The organism is Halomonas citrativorans (assembly GCF_014898005.1).
In the GTDB taxonomy this organism is placed as follows: Bacteria; Pseudomonadota; Gammaproteobacteria; order Pseudomonadales; family Halomonadaceae; genus Vreelandella; species Vreelandella citrativorans.
In genome coordinates this window covers 15,146-40,189 of the sequence record NZ_JABUYX010000001.1, presented here as the reverse complement: position 1 = coordinate 40,189, position 25,044 = coordinate 15,146, and the positions used below count along the sequence as shown (strand labels likewise).

Here is a 25,044-nt window from a genome sequence, read left to right as displayed (position 1 = left end):
GCTGCGGGCAACCTTGCCAGCGCTTGACAGCTAGAGCATTCAAATCAGCGAATCATTCCACGCTCACGCAGTGCTGCAATCACCGTGTCAGCCGCTGCTTCCGCATCCATTTCAGATGTTTTCAGGTGCACATCCGGTGCCGTAGGCGCCTCATAGGCGGAATCGATCCCCGTAAAGTTTTTCAACTCGCCACGGCGCGCCTTCTTGTACAAACCTTTCGGGTCACGAGCTTCAACCACATCAAGAGGGGCATCCACATAAATTTCAATAAACTCCCCCTCTTCCAAAAGGTCTCGCGCCAACTGTCGCTCGCTGCGGAAGGGAGAAATAAACGCAGACATCACAATTAATCCTGCGTCGACCATTAGCTTGGCGGTTTCCGCAACGCGGCGTACGTTTTCAACCCGGTCGGCATCGGTAAAGCCTAAATCACGGTTCAAACCGTGCCGCACGTTATCGCCATCTAATAGATAAGTGTGCTGACCATGGGCGAAGAGTTTTTTCTCAACCAAATTAGCAATGGTTGATTTGCCTGCGCCTGAAAGCCCTGTAAACCACAGCACAGCGGGTTTCTGGTTTTTCGCCAATGCACGTGTTTGCTTATCAAGGTCCACATGCTGCATGTGAATATTCTGGCTGCGCCGTAAAGCAAAGTGGAGCATGCCCGCGCCAACGGTGTTGTTGGTCATGCGGTCTATCAGGATAAAACCGCCGGTATCGTGGTTGTCTTTATAGGCATCAAAGGCAACCGAACGGTTAAGGCTCAAGGTACAAATGCCGATGCTGTTCAGGTCCAGCTGCTTGGCCGCGGTGTGCTCAAGGGTATTCACATTGACCTGATATTTAATATCCGTCACGGTTGCGGAAACCATCTGAGTGCCCAACTTCATCAGATACGGGCGCCCCGGCAGCAACGGCGCTTCGTGCATCCACACCAGGGTTGTTTCGAACTGGTCGGCGGTGTGGGCTGGCTGGTCAACACCCGAGATGATATCGCCTCGTGAGATATCGATTTCATCTTCAAGCAGCAGCGTAATCGACTGGCCCGCCACCGCCTCATCCAGGTCACCGTCAAAGGTATAAATACGCGATACAGTGCTGGCACTACCAGAAGGCTGAACGCGAATGGGATCACCGGGGCGAATCACCCCACTTGCCACCATGCCGGTAAAACCACGAAAATCCAGGTTCGGGCGGTTTACCCACTGCACAGGCATACGGAAGGGTGAACGCTGTAGATGCTCGGCATCCAGCTCAACCGTCTCCAGATAACCCAATAGCGTCGTACCATGATACCAGGGCATTTTGGCACTGTGTTCAATAACGTTGTCGCCCTTCAGTGCCGACATAGGGATAAACGTAATGTTCTCCAGCCCCAACTGCTTGGCAAAAGCACGATACTCTTCAACGATCTCATCAAACCGCGCTTTGGAGTAATCGACCAGATCCATCTTGTTGATGGCGACGATTAAATGGCGCATGCCCATCAAGGACATCAAAAAACTATGGCGACGGGTTTGGGTCAAAATACCGTGGCGCGCATCCACCATCAGAATGGCCGCATCAGCCGTGGAGGCTCCTGTCACCATATTGCGCGTGTACTGCTCGTGCCCTGGGGTGTCCGCTACAATAAACTTGCGCTTTTCGGTCGAAAAGAAGCGATAGGCCACATCAATGGTGATGCCCTGCTCGCGCTCTGCGGCCAGGCCATCTACCAGCAGCGCAAAATCCATTTCGCCGCCCTGGGTGCCGTACTTTTTCGAGTCGGCTTCGATCGCTGCCAGTTGGTCTTCGAACAGCAGCTTGGACTCAAACAATAAACGGCCAATCAGCGTACTTTTACCGTCATCAACGCTGCCACAGGTGATAAAGCGCAACAAGTCCTTATGCTCGTGGGCTTTCAGGTAGCCTTCGATATCGTCAGCAATCAGGTCAGATGAGTGAGACATTAAAAATACCCCTCTTGCTTCTTCTTCTCCATGGAAGCCGCGCTGTCGTTATCAATCACTCGGCCTTGGCGTTCCGATGTTTTGGTCAGCAGCATTTCTTGAATAATCGCCGGTAGTGTATCGGCGTCAGACTCGACGGCCCCCGTAAGCGGGTAGCACCCAAGCGTACGAAAACGCACCTTGCGCATCATGGGCACCTCGCCCGCCTCTAACGGCATGCGCTCGTCGTCTACCATGATTAGCGCACCATCGCGCTCTACCACTGGCCGTTCAGCGGCATAATAGAGCGGCACAATGGGGATATTCTGTAGATGGATGTACTGCCATATATCCAATTCGGTCCAGTTGGATATCGGGAAAACGCGGATCGACTCTTTGGGATGCTTACGCGTGTTATAAAGCTTCCATAACTCGGGGCGCTGGTTTTTCGGGTCCCAGCGGTGCTGCGCCGTACGAAAGGAGAAGATACGCTCTTTGGCGCGTGATTTTTCCTCATCACGCCTTGCCCCACCAAACGCCGCATCAAAGCCGTACTTATCCAGCGCCTGTTTCAAGCCCTCGGTTTTCATTACATCCGTATGAATGGCCGAGCCGTGAGTAAACGGATTAATGTCTTTTTCAATACCTTCTGGATTGACATGCACCAGCAGGTCCATGCCGATCTCTTCCGCCATTTTGTCGCGGAAGTCATACATGGCACGAAACTTCCAACGTGTATCAACGTGCAAAAGAGGGAATGGCGGCGGCGAAGGTGCAAATGCCTTGCGCGCCAGGTGCAGCATAACCGCCGAATCTTTACCTACGGAATAGAGCATTACCGGATTATCCGTCTCGGCGACCACTTCGCGCATGATCTGAATGCTTTCCGCTTCCAGCCGTTGCAAATGGGTGAGTGATGTCATCATCTGTCCCAACGTAAGGTGAAAAGTATGTTCTCAAGTGCTAGGAAGCCACACCGCTATTGGCAGGTACTTGCACTAACCGAAACATCGTCTGTTGCGCCAGCCACGCTGTAACCTCCGAGCTGGCTGAAAACCAGGCGCCATGAAATACCAGGGCGACAGGCCCTTTACGTTCTTGGCCATTAGCTTCTAGGCCCTTGCTAATAAGTGCCTGCATGACGGTTAAGTAATCATCCGCCATAGGAGGGCGGTTAAAGCAGCGCATCCATAAACGCCCACGAGAGCCATGCAAATAGAGCTGATAAACCGAGCGGCCGGGGTGCGCTACGTGCCTCACGCCTCCTTGCCAACGCTGGTCGGCCTCATCCAACCCGGCAAACAGAGGCGCAACCGCTTGCCGATACCACCTGCCCTGCTGGGAGCGCTGCCGAGCCAACGTACTTAACGGCCACGGCTTGTGTTTCAGCCCTTCACTTTCCCACCAGTGCTCGATAGCCCGCTGAGTTGGCTCAATCTCCTGTTCTGCACGCACTAGCGCCGCCAAATCAGCGCTGCTCCACCCTGGCTGCCCCGCTGGGGGGCAGGTGTACAGCGCCTGCCACAACCGCTGCTGCGTTGTCGTATCCAATACGCTGCTTTGCCCCTTTAAGCGCCCCCGCGAACGTACCGGCACCGCCGCCCAGCCCCCTTCGCGAAACGCCTTCCAAGCCGCCGAGACGGTTGGAGCAGAAAGCCCTGATTGCTGACTCGCTAGCGCCACCGTAGCACCATCCAAACGCAGCTTCACAGCCTGCAATCGGCGCTCATTTAGCTTTTCAGGCGATAAATGTTTTATGCTCAATGTTTTATATAACCCACTGTATTAAATAAATTTTCAAACAAAACACATACCATAAAACTGCAATCAATAGACATCATCATAAAAGCCTGCGTAAAATCCAGCAAGTCAATCGAGTTATTAACGTTTTTAAGGACCCTGCCATGACCCCGTGGGCTGTTCTGCTTTCTATTGCCCTATTGTTAGCACTGCTAACCAGCGGACGCGTAAAGCCCGCCATTGCCTTTGTTTCGCTGGCCAGCATTTTCCTCTTGCTGGGGTTTGTAGACACTCCCACGTTGCTTGCCCAATACACCAACCCGGCCCTTGCAACGCTGCTGCTCTTACTGCTGGTATCGCTAGCTCTTGAACGCTCGCCTATGCTGGACTGGCTATCGCGTCACTTGTTAAAAGGACAACCGAAGCTTGCCACGGCCCGCTTAATGGTTAGTACTGCGGTGCTTTCCGCGTTTTTAAACAATACGGCCGTGGTCGCCGCCTTCCTGGGCGCTATTTCGCGTCAGCATCGAATTGCCCCCTCACGGCTATTAATCCCACTCTCTTATGCCTCTATTTTGGGGGGCATTACTACGCTGGTGGGCACATCCACCAACCTGGTCGTTAACTCGTTTACCTTAAGCACTAGTGGCACCGAGCTAGGCATGTTTGAGTTCAGCCTGGTCGGGGTTCCGGTAGCGCTGATAACCCTGTGCGTACTCATGTGGCGCGCTAACGCCCTGCCTCACCACTCGCCTGAAAACACCGATGAAAAGCTCTCCTATTTTCTGGCAGCCGACCTGAAACCGGATTCCCCCATGATCGGCAAAACGATTGAAGAGAACGGCCTGCGCAGCCTGGAGGGACTTTATCTACTGGAGATCGAACGACAAGGACGGCTGATTAGCCCCGTCGCGCCAGATGAGCAACTACTCGCCAATGACACGCTGGTATTCACCGGCGAAGTGGGAAAAGTGCAAGCGTTACAGCGCTTTCCAGGGCTTCAGCTGTTTGGACACCAGGCCGACAACCTGCTGGCGACCAACCTGGTAGAAGTGGTGATTTCCCACGAATCCGAGCTTTCAGGTAAAACCCTGCAGGACGTGGATTTTCGTAGCATGTTCAGTGCCGGGGTGGTGGGAATACGGCGGGGAGAGAAGCGCTTGGAGGGGCAATTAGGCAAAATTCCGTTGCGTGTAGGTGATTGCCTGCTGCTAGCGGTGAGCGCTGACTTCCGTCAACACCGCAACCTGGACCGCAACTTTCACCTGCTAAGTGGCAGCTTCACTCGGCCACAGCTCACTCCCAAAGAGAGCCTATTCACCGTAGGCGGGTTTGCAGCCGTCATCGCCCTGGCAACCGCCAACCTACTGCCCCTGTTCCACGGCCTGCTGATACTGCTGGGCGGGTTACTGCTACTGAAAGTGATTAGCCTTGCAGAACTGCGCCGCCGCTTCCCGTTTGAGCTATGGCTGATTATCGGCTCTGCGCTAGCCATTGCCCAGGCACTGGAAAACTCAGGGGCGGCAAGCCTGCTGGCAAGCGGTATGCAGCACTTGTTTAGTGGTTACGGTGTTTATGCGGCGTTTATCGGCTGCTACCTGTTAACGCTGCTACTGACCGAAACCGTGACCAACAACGCCGCCGCTGCGCTGGCGTTCCCCATTGCCTGGAGCACCGCCCACGCCTTTGGTGCCGACCCACTGCCGTTTATCATGGCCGTGGCCTACGGCGCCAGCGCCTGTTTTTTAATTCCGTTTGGCTACCAAACCCACTTGATGGTTTATTCGCCAGGGCGCTATAAAATTACCGATTTCTTTAAAATCGGTTTACCGATTAGCTTTACCTACTCTGCCGCCGTCCTGGTGATTACACCAATGGTGTTTCCTTTTTAAGAGAGCTCACCCTGAACGGCCAGAAATTCGCCTGATTGACCTGCAGGAAGGTGCTTACAAGCGGAGATGCCTTTCCAGCCCCCAAGCCATAGTGACCTTGACGATATTACTTCACCGTTTCCTCGATACGACGTGGGCTTAGCGGAAACCGCTGCCCCGTTACTGCAACACGACACTGCACCGTATCAAGCAGGGACAGTTTCAATGGCACATGGAAGCCCACATACCCGCCACGGGGAGGCATCAAGTGCCCCAACTCTTGACGAAGCTCTGCTGCGCGTACGGTGTTGGTTAGCTCACCATTGACCCACAGCTCGACTTCCAACGGCGCATCTCGCTCATCCGCCCACCAGGCCCAACCGCTGACACCCTCGGTATTAGCCTCCACAAGGCAGGCATGCGCCCAAGGCTGGTTCGCCTTAAACATCGCATAGCGTGAGTCAAACAATGCTGAGACATACTGATAAAGCTCAATATCGTGCTTGTTCAATCGCTTGAGCTCAGCGACATCGTCTTGATCAAGCTCGTGCTTATCCTCAATACGCGCTTTACCTCGATTGTCTTCACGCTCGGGGATCTGAGTTGCAAAGCGATCATTCAGTACTTCCAAGCCTTCAGAATAACGTTCTGTTAAGCCTATAAACCCAATAGCTTCAACATTCACCCCATTAAGGGCTCTACGCTGACGATTACGCATCGTCGGGTCTGAATAGAACTCCTTGAAGCTTCCCTTGTAACCCCTCTTACTGACAAAGTGCGCATATTCGGATGCAATACGCTGCAGCGGTTCACGCAGGAAGGTAATGGTGTTTCCCGCCCCACATAGGGAAACAAAGCGCATGATAGGCACATGCCCCGAGATCATGGCGGGGTTATCGAGCGCCTGCTTGAACTGCCAGAAATCAGGTTGATCAACATGTAGAAACTCTTTAGCAAGAGGAGACGTTACCTTAGAGTTCGCTCCATAATCATAAACAATGCGCTCCGACGAAAAATACTTTTCAGCTCCCTGCCGAAAGCTTGTTCCGGCTGTTTTAGGCATATGCACAAAAAAAAGCGGCATTTACTCAATCTCCTTTCTACAACGCCCACAAACATAGCCACTTCCGCGTAAAACTGGCAAGAGCCCATTCTGGAGTGGGCCCTATTGGGGTATATACATGTTATGAAGGTGACGTTAAAAGCGAGCCTGCATCATTGCTCGTTTCGCTTAAATCTACGTCGGCCCTTCTTATCGCGATAAAAATCAAACACCGGTACTTTATTGGCGTGGTAACGAGCCTTACGAGAAACAAGCGAACATGAACTTAATGCGCAGGCGAAGTAAGCACCAGAACGGCGCTCAAGGGCGCTACTCGACCGTCACACTCTTGGCCAAATTACGCGGCTTATCTACATCCGTCCCTTTCACCAATGCCACGTGATAAGAGAGCAACTGAAGCGCTACCACATGCAACACCGGTGAAAGCAGCCCGTAATGCTCCGGCATCATCAGCACGTTAACGCCTTCGGAGGGTTTCACAGCACTATCACCATCGGCAAATACATACAGCTGGCCGCCACGCGCACTGACTTCCTGCATGTTGGCCTTCAACTTCTCCAGCATTTCATCGTTAGACGCTACCACTACCACCGGCATTTCCGCATCAACCAGCGCCAACGGGCCGTGCTTCAGCTCGCCCGCCGGGTAGGCTTCCGCATGAATGTAGGAGATTTCTTTCAGCTTCAACGCGCCTTCTAGCGCAATGGGGTAATGCCGCCCACGGCCTAAAAACAGCGCATGCTGTTTATCAGCAAACTGCTTTGCCCAGGCTTCAATGCTAGGCTCCAACGCCAACACCTTATCGACCGCGATAGGTAGATGGCGCAGTTCATCCAGATAGGTTTTTTCGTCTTCCTCACTCAAACGCTGGTTGGCTTTGGCCAGCAGAAGCGTCAGCAAGAACAGCGCGCTTAACTGTGTAGTAAACGCCTTGGTAGACGCCACACCAATTTCAGGCCCGGCACGGGTAATAAAACGCAACGCGGTTTCGCGAACGATGGCGGATTCGGGCACGTTACAAATGGCCAGCGTATGCGTATGCCCTAACGATTTGGCATGCTGTAGCGCGGCCAATGTGTCGGCGGTTTCGCCGGATTGGGAAATAACCACTACCAGCTGCTTGGGGTTGGCAACACTCTGCCGATAGCGATACTCACTGGCAATTTCAACATTGCAGGGGATACCCGCTACCTGCTCAATCCAGTACTTGGCGGTCATACCCGCATAGCTTGACGTACCGCACGCCAGAATCAGAACTGAATCGACCTGTTCAAACACAGCCTGGGCCTCAGCCCCAAAAATACCTGGCTGCAGTTGCCCTGCCCCACTGATCATTTCCAGTGTATTGCCTAATGCCTGGGGCTGCTCAAACATCTCTTTCTGCATATAGTGGTTATAATCACCAAGCTCAACGGCATCGGCATTCAAGGTAGAAGTAACCACTTCACGCTGGGCGGGCTGGCCGATGCGGTCCACCAGGGTAATGGAATCACGCGTTAACCGCGCTACATCGCCATTTTCCAGGTACATCATCTGCTTGGTAACGGAAAGCAGTGCCGATGCATCCGATGCGGCGTAGTGGCCATCTTCAGCAATGCCCAGCATCAGCGGCGAGCCTTCACGTGCCACCACCAAGCAATCCGGTTCTTCTTCGCTAATAACGGCCAGAGCAAACGCCCCTTTCAGATACGCCACGGCGCACTGCACGGCGGAAAACAGGTTGTCCGCCGGTTCGCCAATCTGGCCTTTGAAACAGGCTTGAATAAGGTGGGCAATGGTTTCCGTATCGGTATCGGAGGTAAATTCATGCCCTAAACCTTGCAGTTGCTCACGCAAGGCTTCGTAATTTTCGATAATGCCGTTATGCACAACCGCCAAGCCTGCGGAAATATGCGGGTGAGCATTGCGTTCAGCGGGTACACCGTGGGTGGCCCAACGTGTGTGAGCAATACCGATATTTCCGGTTAGCGCCTGTTTTTCTACGCGAGAAGCTAATTCTGAAACGCGGCCTTTTGCACGGGCACGTTGCAACCCGCGTTCAAGTACAGCAAGACCTGCTGAATCGTAGCCACGATATTCAAGCGTAGATAGCCCTGCGAGTAAAAAACCAGTACATTCCCTTGCGCTTACCGCGCCAACAATTCCACACATGCATTTCCCCTTAGCGAGTATAGATAACAATTAAAATGCAATATTTAAAAAATTGCTCAACCATTGGACAGTAAAGAAAAGTAAAACCTATAACCCATGACTCTTATACACATAATTTACTAAGTACTCGCAACCTTTCGTTCCTTGAAAAACAAAAAACTTATTTTTTTTCAGAAACTATCATTTTCACCACCTATAAAAAATAAAAAACAACGACAGTATGTTAGGGGCATGGCCCCTCAGCAACTAACAAACATTAAAATCCGTATTAAAAGAAAACCTAAACAGCATCTACAAATTGAACTTTCTCTTCATCCCCAACATCTAGAAGAAATTTCTTCATTTCATTTCTGTACTTACTAACAAAATCCAAAAAAATCGGGTCTTCGGAATATAGCAAATACCTTTTATCTAAGTCTTCTGGAGCAACCTGCGAGGCATTGTCAAAGAAAGTATCCCCACCACCACCAAACTTACTAACACTACTTAGACCTTTTGCTCCTCCTCCAAAAAAAACGGAGATTTTTGACATGTAATCACTATCCAGCCAGAACTTATTTGCATAAATAAATTCAAGCTCATCAGCGTTCTGGCAATAGTATTCATACACATTAACCCATTGCATCATATTCTTATCAACCCACGCTAAACTTTTCGCCTTATCTGAATAAAGGAATTTTTTATAAACGCTCAACGTACTTGCCAAGGTATTTAATGGATCCCTAAGAAATATTATTTTTCTTAGTTTTTTCTCTCCCCCTTCTTCATTAATCCCAAAAAAACAAGACAGTTCTTTGCTATTAGCAACATCTTCAATATTGTAATTCATTTCAAAGCTCGCAACATGCAAACGGTCGATAAAGGACATATCTCCCACTACTTTCGTTGGAACAAGCCCCCCTTTACTAAACTCAAGATTATTTTGATAATAAAAATTTTTCCCTTTTAAAACAGATTCTAAAAATGCATGATGAGTACTTCTCTTAGAAGAAAAAACGACTATCTTCATTTTAAAACAACTCCTTATCGAATAATAAAATAAATTAAAAGTCTTTTAATTGATGAACAGCGGTGCAGCCATTGGGCACGTTCAAACCACAGGCAACAGGCTTTTAATCATCATTAATAGTGAATTTTTTCATGATACCCTTAAACGCATCCGCCCCTGGGCTTCCCCAGCAGTAGATTAGCACATTAGCCAGCCCATCCCTCCGCAACTGAGCCATCACACCCTAAACAAACCAGCTATCTGAACCGGACGAGTACGAGAACAAGTACTTTTGTGATGAATCAAGCCTCAGCTACACAGCACGCAGCCGTATCAGTACCAACACCAGATAGCTGTCGTAATCGCCCTGGAATTCAAGCTTTCTCGAAAAAGAAAAATTTGGTGCATTAAGTCGCCGAGTTAGCAAGTGTAACCTTTTCAAAGAAAATTTCCGTTCAGTGCTTAAACTTCGGGCTCAAATAATTCTGATCAAAGGTTAGCGACGCTGATTTCTGGCAAGGTCAATAAATATTGACTGATAGGCTGCCTGAATTATCAACAAACCGAAAAACGCTTGAAGAATTTTTTAGTATTTAAATGCATGCAGCCAACTTCTTCTCCCACGCCCAGGCGTGGCGGATGATGGTCTCAATATCTGCATACTGCGGCTGCCAGCAAAGCTCGTGGCGGGCCAGAGTGGCATCGGCGACCAGTTGAGCCGGATCACCGGGGCGTCGCTCGCCTTCTTCCACTCTCAGCGCGCAGCCGTCCTCGGCCACCACGCGCTCCACCGCTTCGATCACCTGCTGTACCGAATAGCCCTGGCCATTGCCCAGGTTATAGGCCAACGCCCCCTGCTTTTCACCCTGCACCAGGGCTCCCAGTGCCAAGGCATGGGCGCCGCACAGATCCTCGATGTGGATATAGTCGCGAATGCAGGTGCCATCTGCTGTGGTATAGTCGCGGCCGAAGACGGTAATCGACTCGCGCCGGCCTGAGGCCGCCTGCAGGATCAGCGGAATCAGGTGGGTTTCCGGGTCGTGGCACTCGCCAAGTTCGCCCTCCGGGTCTGCCCCGCAGGCATTGAAGTAGCGTAGGCATACCGAGTTAAGACCGTGAGCCGCGTGGAAGTCCTGCAGCAGGCGCTCCACCATCAGCTTGCTGGCGCCGTAGGGGTTAATAGGTCGCTGGGGATGAGCCTCATCAATAGGTGCATAATCTGGCTCACCGAAGGTCGCCGCGGTCGAGGAAAAGATAAAGTGCTTCACGTCGTGACGTACCATCACCTCCAGCAGGCTGAGGGTATTGGCCACGTTGTTGCGATAGTACTTGCCCGGATCCTGCATGGACTCACCCACTAGGCTCGCCGCGGCGAAGTGCATCACGCCGTCGAAGCGATGCTCGGCAAATACCCTTTCCAGCAGCGCAGTATCTGCCAAATCTCCCACCACCAGCTCGCCATGACAGGCCAGCTCGCGAAATCCGGTAGTGAGGTTGTCAAGCACAACCACCGAGTGGCCAGCGCGAGAGAGCTGTTTAACCATGTGTGAGCCGATATATCCTGCACCACCAATTATCAATATTTCCACTTATACACCAAGATCTAAAGCCAGAACATTAAAGACAGCTACCTAAGGAAGTTATCTTCAGTTTAATTATTTTGAAATTACCGATTTTAGCAAATCTTCTAACTAAGCTCGCTTTTACAACAGCCGAAGGTACCTCCAAAGCAAATGAAAACTCTCCCCTAGAAACTCCACGCTCAATATTCAGGTACTTGTACCATCCTATATCCTTATTCTTAGAAAGAGTTAGACCAAAAATCTTATCTTGACTATCAGAGAAACAAAAAGACAAAAGGAATGCTCTCTGTCTTTTCTCACTATCCAGTGAGTCAGTTATAAACAAACCATTCTCCTCGACCTCTTCGATTTCGTACTCTACCTGATACTTGATATGTCTCGATGAGGGCTGAGAAGAAAAGAATGAAGAGGAGTCGCGGGAAAACACCTCATCACTCATATCGATTGGTGCGTTAGCACTCTTCACATCCTCAATAATTTCATTATCAAGAGTGAAAAAACCTGACTCCCTAGGCTTAGCTGAAAGAGGTGGGTAGTCGTTTAAAAAACTTTTATAACTCACACTGTTTTTAGCATGAAAAGTCTTTGTTTTTGTATCCTGCCCATTGTGATGCGTCCATACAAACATCAGCTCTCTAGAGTCAACAACAACGGGAGAGTGTTTATCAACAAGCTCATGGTTACCAATTTTAGGAAGCCAGTAACTCCCTTCAGAATACCTACCAACAAACGCCATCCCTAGCGCCAAAAACCTTCTATGACATTCTCTAAAGTCTATAAAACCACCAGAGTAGTAAGAAGCAGCCAAGCCTCTCCCAAATGAAATAATCATCCCCTCAAAGTTTTCGTTATTATATCTAGAGAGATTGTCCAAATAAGAGGAAGGTAAAATATCATCATCATCAACTCTAAAAAGGGCTAATGAACCTGCAGGCCTGTCTTTTAATATCTCTAAAATCGGTATGGGCTGCAACTCTTTACCAGACTCACTCAATATAATAAAGTCATACTTTCTCGACTCTTCAAAAAGTCTTACCTTCCATTTTTCAGGCATTAGGCTTGAGTATTGTATCACATGATTATAATCATACTTTTCAGCCATCTTTTGATAAATAGGGACTGCTTTTTTAAAAAAAATATTAAACCTTGTGGAAAGTCTCTCGTCGGAAAATAAGCTCTTGACATAATCATCTTCAGAAGTTTTCGACAAAAGCCAAGCTCCGCTTCCCGGTAAGAATAGGCTAAACCTAGTCACTCCTACAAAATACATATCCACCTCTACTTATCTAATAAAAAATTCAGAATGACTGTCGAACTTCGCCAGCGCAGTTTGATCCGAGAAACACAAAACTCAGTCACTATTCATATTTTATTTTTCATTTGTCGCACTCCGTTTGATTTAATATTTTAAAAGGTTTGCGTGACAAAACTGACTTACGTATAACCGTAGCGAAAAAGGACCCGGATACGTATGCAGTCATTATCCTGGACAATGCCAGCATGCATTGCTCCAAGGTATTCAGATGTAGGATTGTCGATTGGATGGCACATGGCGCCTATTTGATTTACCAGTCACCTTACTCGCCTGAACTGAATCTGATTGAAATCCTGTGGTGTGAGATTAAGTACCGGCGGCTGCCGCTAACAGCCTATGGTTCATTTAACAGTATCTGCGAAGCGGCCACAAAAGTGCGCAGGGGATACGGTAGAATATTCGATTACTTTTGGGCAATCAATTAGCAGAGGATAACCTCCATGGGCGGCCTGATCATACATACCCTCTATTGCACTGCTGAGCCAGCAGACACCATGTTATCCTTCTTTTCTAGATTCACAAAACCTTCTAAGCTGGGTAACATTTCTCACAGAAGAAAAATTTTCTCTTCCATACTGCCTTATTGAACGGTTATCAAACTCACTTTCCGTGACCTGCTTCATGATTTCACTAATATCTTTATAAACAAGCCTTCCTGGGTAAACCGTATCTGCGCCATCCCAGTCATAAATAATAGGAATGGAGCTTGCAGCCATTCCTTCTGCAACTGCTTGGTGACTACCCTCAAAATCACTAGTAGAAAGTATATATCCTACTTTCTGGAACCACTCAGGCATATCGTTGCCATGACCATCGTAGATCACACTCTCCCTCCATGGCGCTTCCTCTATGCGCCTGTACAGCGCATCATATTGCGCCATTTCATCTTTTCTGCTCTTGCTCAACATCCACGGGTAGTCTTCTGGGCGCTTTCCTTTCACGCGCAAGACGTAACGATTGTCTTCCTTCCAAAGCTTCTCAAAAATATCCAGCGCACGATCAAACCGTTTACGCCACGGCACCATTCCGATAAAGCCCAATGTAAACTTTGCTTCCGGTAGTTTTTCTCGATTGAATTTTTCAACATCAACAGTGTTGAAAATCATTTTCGCTTTATGCCGGGGTATATCGTGCATCGCCACAAATTCTTCGTATCGATAAGGGGCAATGAAGATAAAGTAGTCGATGTTATCGATATTGGCGTTACGAAGAAATTCAGGGCGCTGATTCTCCTGAAGGTGCATTCTTACCAGTAAGCGCTGACCATTTTTTTTTCGGTTGGCGTACCACTGGATATTACCCAAGCCCCATTCACAAAAAATGATGTCAGATTTATCCAAGCACTCTCGGCTCCAGTTTTCATCATGATCCGTATGATTTCTCCACTGATCTATGAGCACCTCAAAACTGGGATCAGCTTGGTAGTAGCTAATGACATCCTGCAGAAACTTCAGGTCATGCCCAGCAAAGAGGATAGTTTTCTTTGGTGAAATATTGTCTATAAGCTGAGCTGCAAGCTTCCCAACATGCTCACATGCGTATTCCTGAGCTTCAACAGTGTTCACGCTGATACCTTGGGTGATTGCCTTGTACATTTCATCTGCAATCCCCTCGATGTCTTGCTCGGTGCGATAAGGGTACCCAAGCTGATCAAACATATCTGGAACACATCCGCGCTCCATGGTCACAGCAAGTACTGGCGTGCCAGCTCCAAGGTAGTCTGCCAGCTTCCCTGGATAAAAAGGCGTGTAAGAAAGCCCTTGATCAGAAAAATCTGCATCACGCAGCAATAAGCAGTCTGCTTCAACCATTAGCGCAAGGCTATCAAGATAACCAACACTTCCTTGATAAGACACGACACCGCTCAAGTCTTTTTTTACAGCGTCTTGAATAAACGGATCGTTGGCACCGAAAAACTCGACAGTAAACTTACCCTTTAATTTCGGATGCCTCTTAATTAACCTTCGTGCGGCTAATACGAAGGGCTCAGATGTTCTCTTGTGTTTGTAGAGCATCCCAACATGCAGGAACCGAAACACATTACCTTTCTTTTCTTCCTTCACTCCTCGATACATTCTGGGTTCGTAACAGTGAGGAAGAATAAAAAACTTATCAGGATCTACCTTCTCGTTTAATGAACTTAGCACGAGCTCTTTTTGATAGGGGTTTGTCACAACCACTTTGTCTGCGGTTCGGAGAACTTCCGCCTCGGAGCGTGCATCTTCCTCTAAAAGAGGAAACTGATAAGAGGCATTAAAGGGGTTTTCACCTATTGGATCGCCAAAAGACGCAATCCATGGAAGTGACGGATATTTTCTTTTGACGGCTAATGCTGCCAGGTGAGATACAATTTCGTGCGAATGCGATATGACAACCTGATAATGATTTTCTTTTAGCAGCAAGTCTATAAACTCAATTGCCTTTTCAATAAACATTTCCCTGTTAGCAAGATCCCTTGGATCTTCTGTTGGAACACTTATCTCATAGCGGCTGATTTTAGCTGTTGCGTAACGGAACATGGAGAGGTTGTCTTGAGCTCCCTCCCTCTCTCTCTGAATTACATCGTACTCATATCCAGAGTCTTTAAAACGCTTAAAAAGATTGAACCCTGATGAACTTTTGTAAGGTGGAAAGTGCCAGGAAATAATTAATGCCTTCTTAGTCATCAGAGTCACCCCAATACACTGCGTCTTCTAAATATTCACTACTTACATTTTCACTAAGATCAAGCCGCACAACCCTTTCACTTAGGTAAAAGCTTTCATCTCTATCATAAAAGTCTCTACCCAAGGCCATTGCATAGCTTACCTGACTATCACTTTGATTCAGGAACACATGTGCGCCTGTAAATTTCTCCAGACTTATGAAGAGTTTTTTATTAGGATAGGTTTGATTCCAAAAAATGGATTTGGCTTTACCAACATCACTAGAGTTGTTGGCTATAGCTATTGCCGTTATCTCAGGCTGGTCTAAGGCAACATCAACACCAATCAGGTCACAGATCTCTTTTATCCGGTGGCTATACGTATGCTCACGCATGATCCTACGCACACCTTCCTTAGCCAAACTATTATATTTCTCCTTGCTACTTTCTAACTCTCTAACCTTATCAGCGATGGTTCCACTTGAATCATTCATAATCACCAAATCACCAAAGAGCTCGCTTACGCCTTTCGAGGCATTGCTTATCACAGGCGTCCCAGATGCAAGCGATTCGTAGACGCGACGGGCAAACATGGTAGAAGAGTCAGTAACCGAGTTGAGGTTGATTTGGTACTTATACCCGTTATTAACTTTCCATAGCTCTTCGGGGGGTAGCTTTCCTATGATGTTAGCAGCATATCTATCTGGATATTGGAAACGCACAATTCCAGACATGTGATTCCGGTCGTAGATATCATAACCAACGCCTACCGCTTCCAAATCCGCCACTATGTCATGGAAGCCATTGCACCGATCCTCCCGCTCCGAATAATAGGAGCCGGCAAAGACAGCTTTATTTAACCTGACGACACCAAGAGCAGGGTTGTGGATTTTAGGTTGTGCTGCAAAAGAAAGCGCGTGAGCAGTGATACCAAAATCCTTCTTATAGTTTGGCACCATGTTGATGTCGGTGGTTATTGTCACATCGAACAGAGCTGCTACAGCTCCGAATTTATCATAGTGAGGCGGATCTTCCTTATTCCAGAAAACAGTTGGAATGCCTTGCTCCTTACAGTAGCGTAGCAACCCACCGAGTTTTCTCCCCCCACCACTGCCTTTCGTCAGGGTGCCCCAGTTATTGTCATTCCCCCGCCAGCAACTTTCTACAAGAAGAAAGTCAGGCGTGACTTTTTCGAGCTGCTCTTGCCATTCCTCACGGGTGATCTTAATCATGTTAACTTCATGAGAAAGACATTCTGACGTCAGTTCGTCCAAGATACACACAACATTCAGCTCGGAGGTACGGATCTTTTTGTTTGGATCATGTACTGCGGGCTTGGGTAATGTTTGCTGCTTTAGCTCTTGTTCTTTCTTCTTCCTTATCGCTTCCTCACTATAGCAGCGGCCCTGAATACTAAGCTCGACCTGCTCCTCATCGGTAATGCCCAGGCCAGCCACTGAGACTGAGACCCTAGCCACCGCTTCTGGCAGCTTCAACTTGAACACTTCCTGCAGCTTGGCATCCACGCTTTTGCTGTTAGCATTCAGGTAGCGGAAATGCTGTTTAAAAACAGCGGCCACCCCGACCCCCGGAATGGTCGCTACCTTGTTGCCCTGCCTGTCTAGGAAGTCAAACAGCAGCACCGCCTTGCGGGACGTAGCGGCACTCTTGAGCCGATATACCACCGCCGCTGAGAGCTCTAGGGTTGCCCCTGGCACTGGCACCTTGATGACACCCTCGACGGTCTTCTTACTATCACCGTTGAGGGTCAGTTGTTTAAGTGCAATATGGACTGTTTCACCAGCTTGCGCCGTTTTCGGTGTTGCCATAGGCTGGGCAGCAGGTTCGCTCCCCTCTCCCTTCAGCGCCTTGACCATCGGCTCGGTATGCGTGGAGAACAGCAGCTCAGTACTCGGCTTGGGCGTCGGCAACTTCACTGAGGCCTGAAAGGCTTGAGCCAAGCTTGCGGCATTTCCAGCGGTAAAGCTCACTACACCTTCGTACTTGTCAGCATGCTTGGCCAACGGTGCCACGTTCGAAACCACCAGTCGCTTGCCATAAGCCAATGCTTCGGCAGCCTTCATCGGCGACACCAGTTCGCACACAGGCAAACGCTTACGCGGTATCACAATGGTATCAATCAGCGCGTAATAGTCCGTCACGCGCTCATGCGGTACACGCCCCACTTGAATTAACCAAGAGGCATCCTCTGCAGCAGTTGAAAGCGTTCGTTGGTTACCAACCGCGTCTGTTACTGGTTGGTCGTCACCTACCAATAATAATTTGATTTTTTCGCCCTGATGTACAAGCTCAGCGCAGGCTTTTAACAGTACATCGAGGCCTTCGTAGGCATTAAAACTTCCCACGTAGCCCACTACCTTGTCGCCGTGTTCGATGCCCAGTTTTTTCTTTAACACCGAGTCGACTGGTTTTATTTCGGGTAACTTGCTTACCCCGTTAGGCACAAGGGCAATGTTTGCCGCTTTCACACCACGTTTTACCAGCTCTTCTTTCATAGGCTGATTAAGGGTAAATACCGCTTGCGCTTGCTTAGCTACAAAGGTATCGCGCTCGGCTTCAACCTTGAAGGCTTCCGTATTTTTATAGCCTGGCTCACGGGCATCTCGGGAAAGCTCCCAGAACCCGCGAACTTCATTATAAAAAGGCAGGCCTAGCCGTTTAGCGGCAACCCAGGCAGGCAAACCCACGATAGCGTTAGAGGCCGCCAGCACCCCACTAGGGCGGTAGACCTTGAAAAGCTCAATGAAGTATTCAACGCTTTTTTCTAGATGTTCTATTTCGTTTTTAGGCTTTTCGCCTGCCAGCCAGCGGCGATGAATATAACGAACCCCGTTAACGCTTACTTCCGGGCGAGTGCTCTTGTGATCGGCACCCAGCTCCCATGGTCTGCCTGGCCTGACAAAACATAATGTTTCAAAGCCATGCTGGTTGAGGGCGTGCGCAATTCCTTGCGTTCTAATTGCATAACCATTGCTTGCATAGCTTTGCCCATGGCTGACCACATAGGCTATTCGCCTTTGAATGGGTAGATCAATCGTTTGGGCTTTTTGATTTGCAAGTTGAGTGGCGTGTTTCAGCAATGCGTCCATGAAAATCCGGAAAAGTAGAGGGTAAATGGCAAGGTATAAGAGGCGCTGGGTGAGCGCGCACTTACTATTCAACCAAGCAGGCCAACCGCATCAATAACGGTCTCTTTAGCGCGCACGCTATCCGCTTGCTCGATGAACGGCTTATGCTTAACCAGTACACATACTACGTCCGCTTGGGTTAGCGCTTCTTCCAGTGTCTTTAACTCTACGTTGGCGTGCTGAAGGCCCTGAGGTAATACGTCTATGTTTGGTTCCACCACTTGCAGACGGCAACCTAACTGGGCAACCTGTTGGGTAATATTCAACGCAGGGCTTTCGCGCAAGTCATCGATATCTGGCTTGAAGGAAATGCCCAAGCAGGCAACGGTTAGATCACTACGTTTGGCATCCGGATGTTGCTGATGGTAGTACTCAAGCCCTTCTTTCACACGGCCTAGCACCCACTGCGGTTTGGCATCATTCACTTCACGGGCAGCACGTATAATTTTGGCTTGCTCCGGGCATGAGTCCACAATAAACCAAGGGTCTACCGCTATGCAGTGGCCGCCTACGCCTGCCCCTGGGGTAAGAATGTTAACCCGCGGGTGGCGGTTAGCTAGCGCAATCAATTCCCATACATTGATATCCAACTCGTGGCAGATAGTCGAAAGCTCGTTGGCAAACGCAATGTTCACATCACGAAAGCTGTTTTCGGTGAGTTTCGCCATTTCAGCAGTGCGGGCAGTGGTGGTTACGCACTCACCCTCTACGACTAATTTGTAAAGCTTGCAGGCTACGTCAGCGCACTTGGGTGTCATGCCGCCAATCACGCGGTCGTTTTCAACCAGTTCACGAATCACGTGGCCAGGCAGTACACGCTCGGGGCAGTGCGCAATGCGAATGTCGGAAGCTTCGCCATGGGTCTGCGGAAAAGTGAGGTCGGGCCGTGCCTCAGCCAACCACTCGGCCATTTTCTCAGTAGCGCCAATGGGGCTGGTGGATTCAAGCACCACCAGGTTACCTGCTACTAAAACGGGGGCAATGGACTTTGCCGCGGCTTCAATGTAGCTAAGGTCGGCTTTATGGTTCTGTCCATTCTTATCGGTGTGGAATGGCGTGGGTACCGCCACCATGAACGCATCAGCAGGTTCGGGGGTGGTGGTCGCGCGTAAATAGCCTTCTGTGACGGCGGCATGAACGATGATGTCCAGTTCAGGCTCAACAATGTGAATCTCACCACTGTTAATGGTATCTACAGCGTGCTGGTTTACATCTACACCTATCACGTTTTGTTTGCGTGAGGCAAAAACAGCGGCGGTGGGTAGGCCAATGTAGCCCAAGCCAATCATGGAGATAGTATCGAATTGCATGATGTATGTTTACTCTTAACTAGGAAACTAATACCGGAAACCGCTTCGCGCTTTATTGGCTTTGCGCCGGACTGCCTTCGCGGGTACGCTTCGCTTAACACGCGCTACACGATGATTAAGCGTTTGCGAGGGCATCGCGGATGCGTTGGCAGGCTTTGCCGTCGCCATAGGGGTTATGGGCGTAACTCATGGCGTTGTAGGCCTGCTCATCAGTGAGTAGCGTATTCAGCGCTTCTGTTATCCGGGTTACATCCGTGCCGACCAGCTTTACCGTACCTGCTTCAAGCGCTTCTGGCCGTTCAGTAGTATCACGCATTACCAGCACTGGCTTACCTAACGAGGGGGCTTCTTCTTGAATACCGCCGGAGTCCGTCAAAATAATAGAGGCACGGTTCATTAGGTAAACGAAAGGCAGGTAGTCTTGAGGTTCAATCAGGTGGACGTTATTAACATCCGCCAGTAGGCGATTAACCGGCTCGCGCACGTTGGGATTCAGGTGCATTGGATAAAGAATTTGAATATCTGAATGGGCTTTTGCCGTTTCAGCAAGCGCTTGGCAAATGCGCTCGAACCCGCCGCCAAAGCTCTCGCGGCGGTGGCCTGTCACCAATACTAACCGCTTACTGCTATCCAGCATGGGGAAGCGAGCAGCAAGCTCAGTGGTTAAGGCCTCGTTACTTTTCAGTTTTTCAACGATATCCAGAAGTGCATCAATCACCGTATTGCCTGTTACATGGATCGTTGCCGGGTCAATACCTTCGGCCAACAGGTTTTGCATGGAGGTATTGGTGGGGGCGAAGTGAACCGCAGCCAGCGCACCTGTCAATTTGCGGTTACCTTCTTCAGGCCAAGGCGAGTACAAATTGCCGGTACGCAGACCAGCCTCAACGTGCCCTACGGGGATTTGTTGATAATAGCAGGCAAGCGTGGTGGCAAACGTGGTGGCAGTATCGCCATGTACCAGCACAATGTCAGGCTTGAACTCTTCCAGTACGGGTTTCAGGCCTTGCAGAATGCCACAGGTTACATCGTTTAAGTCCTGGCCTGGCTTCATGATATCCAGGTCGTATTCTGGCGTTAGCTCAAATAGATCCAGCACTTGATCCAGCATTTCACGATGCTGTGCCGTGACACATACTTTCGCCTCAAAGCGTTTATCGCCAGCTAACTGAATCGCCAGGGGGGCCATTTTAATCGCTTCAGGGCGTGTGCCAAATACTGTAAGAACTTTCATTCTGATTCCTTTCAAATGCTTACTGATTACCCATTGATTGACATTCAAGTTCTTGACACCGATTAAAATAGTGTTCAAGTAGCGCCTGTGTGTTTTCTAACTGCTTTTCAATTTTATGGCTATTTGAATCAGCCAACGCACCGCCGGTGCCTGGCACATTTTTATTATTAAGTACTACTAGACTATGGTTGCCCGCTACCTCTTTACTAGAGAAAATAGCACGGCCTTCTTTTTTACCGAAACGAAGATAATGCAGGAGAGGGTTCATTCCATCCTTTTTAATATCTCCGTATTCAGCTAAATAGGAAGCTGTAGAAAACTGATTGGACGGATCGCGCATCATTTTCCAGCCGTACTTATAAAAGTGTTCGGCCGGGTTCATATTGGCGGCTTTTACATCTGGGTAACGCTCTGTATACCACTCGGCATTAAATAGCGCTGACCGCTCAATAACCTGGACTGCTTCATGTGCTGTCACTGCACCCCTCCCACATCATCCATTTAAATACGTCCTACCGAGATATAGCGTAAATTAACTGCTTTTGCGTCTTCCGGGTGATACAGGTTATACCCATCGACAACCACACCGTCTTTTGGTGAACGGCAACCCACTTTAAGTCTGTGATCCTAAACTGTTTCCACTGGTACATATTACTAATGTACCTACACCAAGAAGTGTGCCTTCCATTCGATCACACAACCTTCAATTTTCACGATCGCCATAAAATCGCGACGCTGCTTTCATTGCCATAGGGTCACAATGCGCTTACCTTGGCATCGGCTTTCCACAGCGCGCCTATTAATACGCGGCTAGGGGCTTCGCGCGTATCCTTTATTCGGCTTGAAGGCTAGCCCTATACGGCAATCGTTTTGCCGTTCAGTTCCTCGTTAAGCGATTTTTGCAGCCTGGTAAACAAGGGCTGGAAATAGTGGCTAACACTACTGGACACATCTGACTGATCGAAACCTGCCATATTTTTCCATGTATTTTGACCAGCGGTTACGCAATGACTACTTATGCAAACCGCTTATTTAGTTTGGCTCTGCGTTTCGATAAGCGTGTCCAAGTGTAACCGTGCGTCTTTGGCTACAGACCCTGCCGTATTAACGTCTTGCCTTGCGGCCTTGATTTGTTCGGCGGGTGCGCTCTCTGCTTGCAGCTCTTTTAGTGTTTCTTGCGCGCCTTTTAAAATTTGATGGCACTCCGCCAGGTGATGCCTTGCGCCAATCACATCGTTAGGTAATACGCTTTCGCCCGCCTTTTTCTTGGCATCAGCATCGGCGTGGTATACCGCAATCGCTTCGTTAATATCTTCGTACCAGTAGGCGCTGCCGTTTTTAAGGTATAGGCCTGCCTGGCACAGGTCTTTCAGGATGCCTTCCGAGTGGGACACCATAATAAGTGAGGCCTGGCCCACTTTCGATTGAAAGAGCTTTTTGGCTTTGTCTTTAAAGGCGCGGTCGCCAACGGCGGTGGCTTCATCGGAAATATACACGTCAAAATCGAACGCAAATGATAACCCAAACGAGATGCGTGATTTCATGCCGGTTGAGTAGGTGCGGATCGGTTCATCGAACGCGGGGCCAATCTCGGCAAAGTCTTCAACAAACTGAATGACGCGCTGTACTTCTTTTGGGCTGCTGCCCTGCACACGGGCCACAAACTTGGCGTTTTGGCGGCCTGTCATATTATTTTGCATTCCGCCTGAAAGCCCAACCGGCCAGGAAACGCGGCTACGGCGGATGACTTCACCGCGTTCGGGCGTATCCATACCTGCGATTAGGCGCAATAGCGTTGACTTACCCGCACCATTGGCGCCAATAAGCCCTACGCTTACCCCGGTAGGGATCGTCAAGTTTATATCTCTTAATACCCAATCGCTGCCGTGGTGGTTGTGGTAGCGCTTGTAGAGGTTTTTGATTTCAATCATTTGGTGTTGGTAACCGATGGTAATTCAAAACAGAGTGCAATGATTGTGTTGGGGGGGAGGCGAAGACATTCGAAGAGCACCTGAAGCAGTGCTGAAGGTGAGCACGATGGCGAGATCAGGGCGTCGTGCCGACGCCTTCCGCGGGTGCCTCATTCGCTCGTTCCTCGCGAGATTCGTTACCACACGCTACGAAGAGCTGGTAACTCCCACTTCCCTGCCCTTTCGTTCGTACATTGCTTCTAGCTTGCTTTTCAACACTGCGCGGGCGTTTTGGTCACCGTGTACCAAACGGATGGTGTGGGGCCAGCGGCGCATGCGCTTTACAAAGTTTAGCAGGTCGTTTTGGTCGGCGTGGGCGGAGTAGCCGCTGATGGAGGTAACGCCTGCGTTAATGTCGATACGCTGGCCGTCGATTTCTACCCAGCCGCCTTGGCCGTATTGCTGTATGGCGCGGCCAGGAGTGCCTGCGCCTTGATAGCCGACAAACAGCACTTGGTGGCGGGCATCACCTAGCATGGCTTTTAGGTAGTTCATAATGCGCCCACCTGCGCACATGCCGCTGGCGGCTATCACCACGGCGGGCCTGCCGGTTTTGGCTAAATACTCAACCGTTTGCTCGTGTTCGGTGTGGCTTTCTACAGTGTAGAGGCTGGCAAAGTTGAGCGGGTGTCGGCCCCCTTTTAGCCGCTTTTGGGCTTCATCATCCCAGTAGGGTTTTAGCTCGCGGTATACCTTTGTGAAACGGGCAGCCAGGGGCGAATCGACAATGATTTCTAGCTTTTTCCACTGGCTGCTTTTGGCGTCATGAATGATGCCTTCCAGCTCGTAGAGTAGCTCTTGGGTGCGGCCAATGCTGAAGGCGGGCACCATGACCGTGCCGCCGTTAGCTAGCGCTTGCTCTATCGCCTTTCTTAAAACGGCGCGGCGCTGGCGGCGGTCCGGGTGGGTGCGATTGCCGTAGGTGCTTTCCAGCACTAGCTGGTCGCAGCCGTGGGGCGATGTAGGCGCGGGTAACAGCGGCGCGTGGGGGGCGCCTAAGTCGCCGGAGAAGACGATACGCTCTTTTTCGCCATTGGCCGCCTGGTGCGCTACTTCAACGTAGCAGGAGCCTAATATGTGCCCTGCCCGTTTGAGCTTGATGCGGGTGGTGCCGTTTTCATCTTCAACGATGCGGTGCCATGTTTTGTAAGGCACGCTAACAATTTGCTTTTCCAGCTGTTCCTGAAAACGTTGGATCAGTTGTGTATTGCGGGTAAAGCCAATTTTTAGCGCGTCTTCAATGACCAGAGGCAGTAGCTTGGCAGAAGGCTCTGAACAGATAATGGGGCCTTTGAACCCGGCTGCCAGCAAATAAGGCAGCCGCCCTACGTGGTCGATATGTACGTGGGTGATGACAAGCGCCTGTACGGTGCTGATATCAAATTCGATTTGGAGCTGTTCGAAGCTGTCTTCTTCCGCGTCTTCACCTTGAAAGAGGCCGCAGTCGATGAGTAGTGAGTGTTCGCTATTCAGTATGAGCTGGTGGCAACTGCCGGTAACGCCGGTTGCGCCACCGTGATGAATAATGTCGAGCATGTGGCTCCTTTTTTGGTGTTGTTAGGGGGCTTCACGAAGCCAGGTAGCGGTGCCGAGGTGGGCCTTGGTGGCGCATTCGGGGCGTCGTTTCGCGGGTGCCTTTTGCTCGTGCCTCGCAAAGCGTTACCGCGCGCTACACAACCAGCAGGGTAGATATTTCGTAGCGTGTGGTAAGCGCAGCACACCCGCGGAAACACCGCAAAGCGGTGCCGGGGTAGGCATTGAGGCGCATCCGGGCGTCGTTCCGCCGCCTTTCGCGGGTGCCTTTTTGCTCGTTCCTCGCAAAGCGTTACCGCGCGCTACATTTGAATAATCAAAGCGTTAGATAACTTGTAGTGCGTGGTAAGCGCAGCGCATCCGGGGCGTCGTTCCGCCGCCTTTCGCGGGTGCCTTTTGCTCGTTCCTCGCAAGCGTTACCGCGCGCTACGTTTGAATAATCAAAGCGTTAGATAACTTGTAGCGCGTGGTAAGCGCCAGCGCACCCGCAGGAGCAGCGCGAAGCGGTGCCGGGGTAGGCATTGGTGGCGCATCCGGGGTCGTTCCGCCGCCTTTCGCGGGTGCC

The 25,044-nt window shown here is 49.9% G+C and carries 17 protein-coding genes; 2 read left to right on the top strand and 15 right to left on the bottom strand.

Going from position 1 to position 25,044, the window contains the following annotated elements:
* Positions 1–44: 44 nt before the first annotated feature.
* From cysN to INT20_RS00145, 3 genes are read right to left on the bottom strand one after another with little or no spacing between them, the layout of a single operon-like run.
* Complete coding sequence (gene cysN / locus INT20_RS00155) at positions 45–1,949, bottom strand: sulfate adenylyltransferase subunit CysN (protein ID WP_193056228.1); 1,905 nt, start codon at positions 1,947–1,949, stop codon at positions 45–47.
* The gene (cysD, locus tag INT20_RS00150; protein ID WP_192528627.1) at positions 1,949–2,851 is read right to left on the bottom strand and encodes a sulfate adenylyltransferase subunit CysD; all 903 of its coding nucleotides are present in this window, start codon (positions 2,849–2,851) and stop codon (positions 1,949–1,951) included. Before cysD ends, cysN begins: the two co-directional genes overlap by 1 nt.
* A 40-nt stretch (positions 2,852–2,891) precedes the next feature.
* Positions 2,892–3,638 (bottom strand): helix-turn-helix domain-containing protein, encoded by a 747-nt coding sequence (locus INT20_RS00145; RefSeq protein ID WP_319643840.1) that lies wholly within the window; start codon positions 3,636–3,638, stop codon positions 2,892–2,894.
* A gap of 194 nt (positions 3,639–3,832) precedes the next feature.
* Here INT20_RS00145 and INT20_RS00140 point away from each other — a divergent pair, with 194 nt between their 5' ends.
* A complete protein-coding gene (locus tag INT20_RS00140; protein WP_193056226.1) occupies positions 3,833–5,560 on the top strand; it encodes an SLC13 family permease in 1,728 nt (575 codons plus the stop codon).
* A 106-nt stretch (positions 5,561–5,666) separates the two neighbouring features.
* Here the strand turns inward: INT20_RS00140 and INT20_RS00135 are convergent, their stop codons facing one another.
* From INT20_RS00135 to INT20_RS00115, 5 genes are all read right to left on the bottom strand, one after another.
* A complete protein-coding gene (locus INT20_RS00135) occupies positions 5,667–6,623 on the bottom strand; it encodes a sulfotransferase family 2 domain-containing protein (protein WP_193056225.1) in 957 nt (318 codons plus the stop codon).
* 288 nt (positions 6,624–6,911) lie between these two features.
* Positions 6,912–8,753: a glutamine--fructose-6-phosphate transaminase (isomerizing) gene (gene glmS / locus INT20_RS00130; RefSeq protein ID WP_193056224.1), complete on the bottom strand. Its 1,842-nt coding sequence runs from the start codon at positions 8,751–8,753 to the stop codon at positions 6,912–6,914.
* A gap of 280 nt (positions 8,754–9,033) precedes the next feature.
* Positions 9,034–9,762: a hypothetical protein gene (locus INT20_RS00125; protein ID WP_193056223.1), complete on the bottom strand. Its 729-nt coding sequence runs from the start codon at positions 9,760–9,762 to the stop codon at positions 9,034–9,036.
* Between the two features lie 572 nt (positions 9,763–10,334).
* Positions 10,335–11,330: a UDP-glucose 4-epimerase GalE gene (galE, locus tag INT20_RS00120; RefSeq protein WP_193056222.1), complete on the bottom strand. Its 996-nt coding sequence runs from the start codon at positions 11,328–11,330 to the stop codon at positions 10,335–10,337.
* A gap of 28 nt (positions 11,331–11,358) precedes the next feature.
* Positions 11,359–12,594 (bottom strand): glycosyltransferase, encoded by a 1,236-nt coding sequence (locus tag INT20_RS00115; RefSeq protein ID WP_193056221.1) that lies wholly within the window; start codon positions 12,592–12,594, stop codon positions 11,359–11,361.
* Positions 12,595–12,740: 146 nt separating this feature from the next.
* On the opposite strand from INT20_RS00115, the gene INT20_RS00110 reads away from it, so the two are divergent.
* Positions 12,741–13,064, top strand: a complete 324-nt coding sequence (locus INT20_RS00110; protein WP_193056220.1) for a transposase — start codon at positions 12,741–12,743, stop codon at positions 13,062–13,064.
* A gap of 72 nt (positions 13,065–13,136) precedes the next feature.
* On the opposite strand, the gene INT20_RS00105 is transcribed toward INT20_RS00110, so the two are convergent.
* The 7 genes from INT20_RS00105 to INT20_RS00075 all read right to left on the bottom strand — a co-directional run bounded on the left by INT20_RS00105 (position 13,137) and on the right by INT20_RS00075 (position 24,482).
* On the bottom strand, positions 13,137–15,305 hold the full coding sequence (locus tag INT20_RS00105; protein ID WP_193056219.1) for a glycosyltransferase: 2,169 nt from the start codon (positions 15,303–15,305) through the stop codon (positions 13,137–13,139).
* Positions 15,298–18,393 (bottom strand): glycosyltransferase, encoded by a 3,096-nt coding sequence (locus tag INT20_RS00100; RefSeq protein WP_193056218.1) that lies wholly within the window; start codon positions 18,391–18,393, stop codon positions 15,298–15,300. The genes INT20_RS00105 and INT20_RS00100 overlap by 8 nt, the downstream gene beginning before the upstream one ends.
* 68 nt (positions 18,394–18,461) lie before the next feature.
* Positions 18,462–19,742, bottom strand: coding sequence for a UDP-N-acetyl-D-mannosamine dehydrogenase (wecC, locus tag INT20_RS00095; protein WP_193056217.1), 1,281 nt, complete (start codon positions 19,740–19,742; stop codon positions 18,462–18,464).
* 115 nt (positions 19,743–19,857) lie between these two features.
* Positions 19,858–20,976 (bottom strand): non-hydrolyzing UDP-N-acetylglucosamine 2-epimerase, encoded by a 1,119-nt coding sequence (wecB, locus tag INT20_RS00090; RefSeq protein WP_193056216.1) that lies wholly within the window; start codon positions 20,974–20,976, stop codon positions 19,858–19,860.
* 19 nt (positions 20,977–20,995) lie between these two features.
* Positions 20,996–21,454 (bottom strand): hypothetical protein, encoded by a 459-nt coding sequence (locus INT20_RS00085; protein WP_193056215.1) that lies wholly within the window; start codon positions 21,452–21,454, stop codon positions 20,996–20,998.
* A gap of 550 nt (positions 21,455–22,004) precedes the next feature.
* Positions 22,005–22,907, bottom strand: coding sequence for an ABC transporter ATP-binding protein (locus INT20_RS00080; protein ID WP_193056214.1), 903 nt, complete (start codon positions 22,905–22,907; stop codon positions 22,005–22,007).
* A 186-nt stretch (positions 22,908–23,093) separates the two neighbouring features.
* Positions 23,094–24,482, bottom strand: a complete 1,389-nt coding sequence (locus INT20_RS00075; RefSeq protein WP_193056213.1) for an MBL fold metallo-hydrolase RNA specificity domain-containing protein — start codon at positions 24,480–24,482, stop codon at positions 23,094–23,096.
* Positions 24,483–25,044 lie beyond the last annotated feature (562 nt).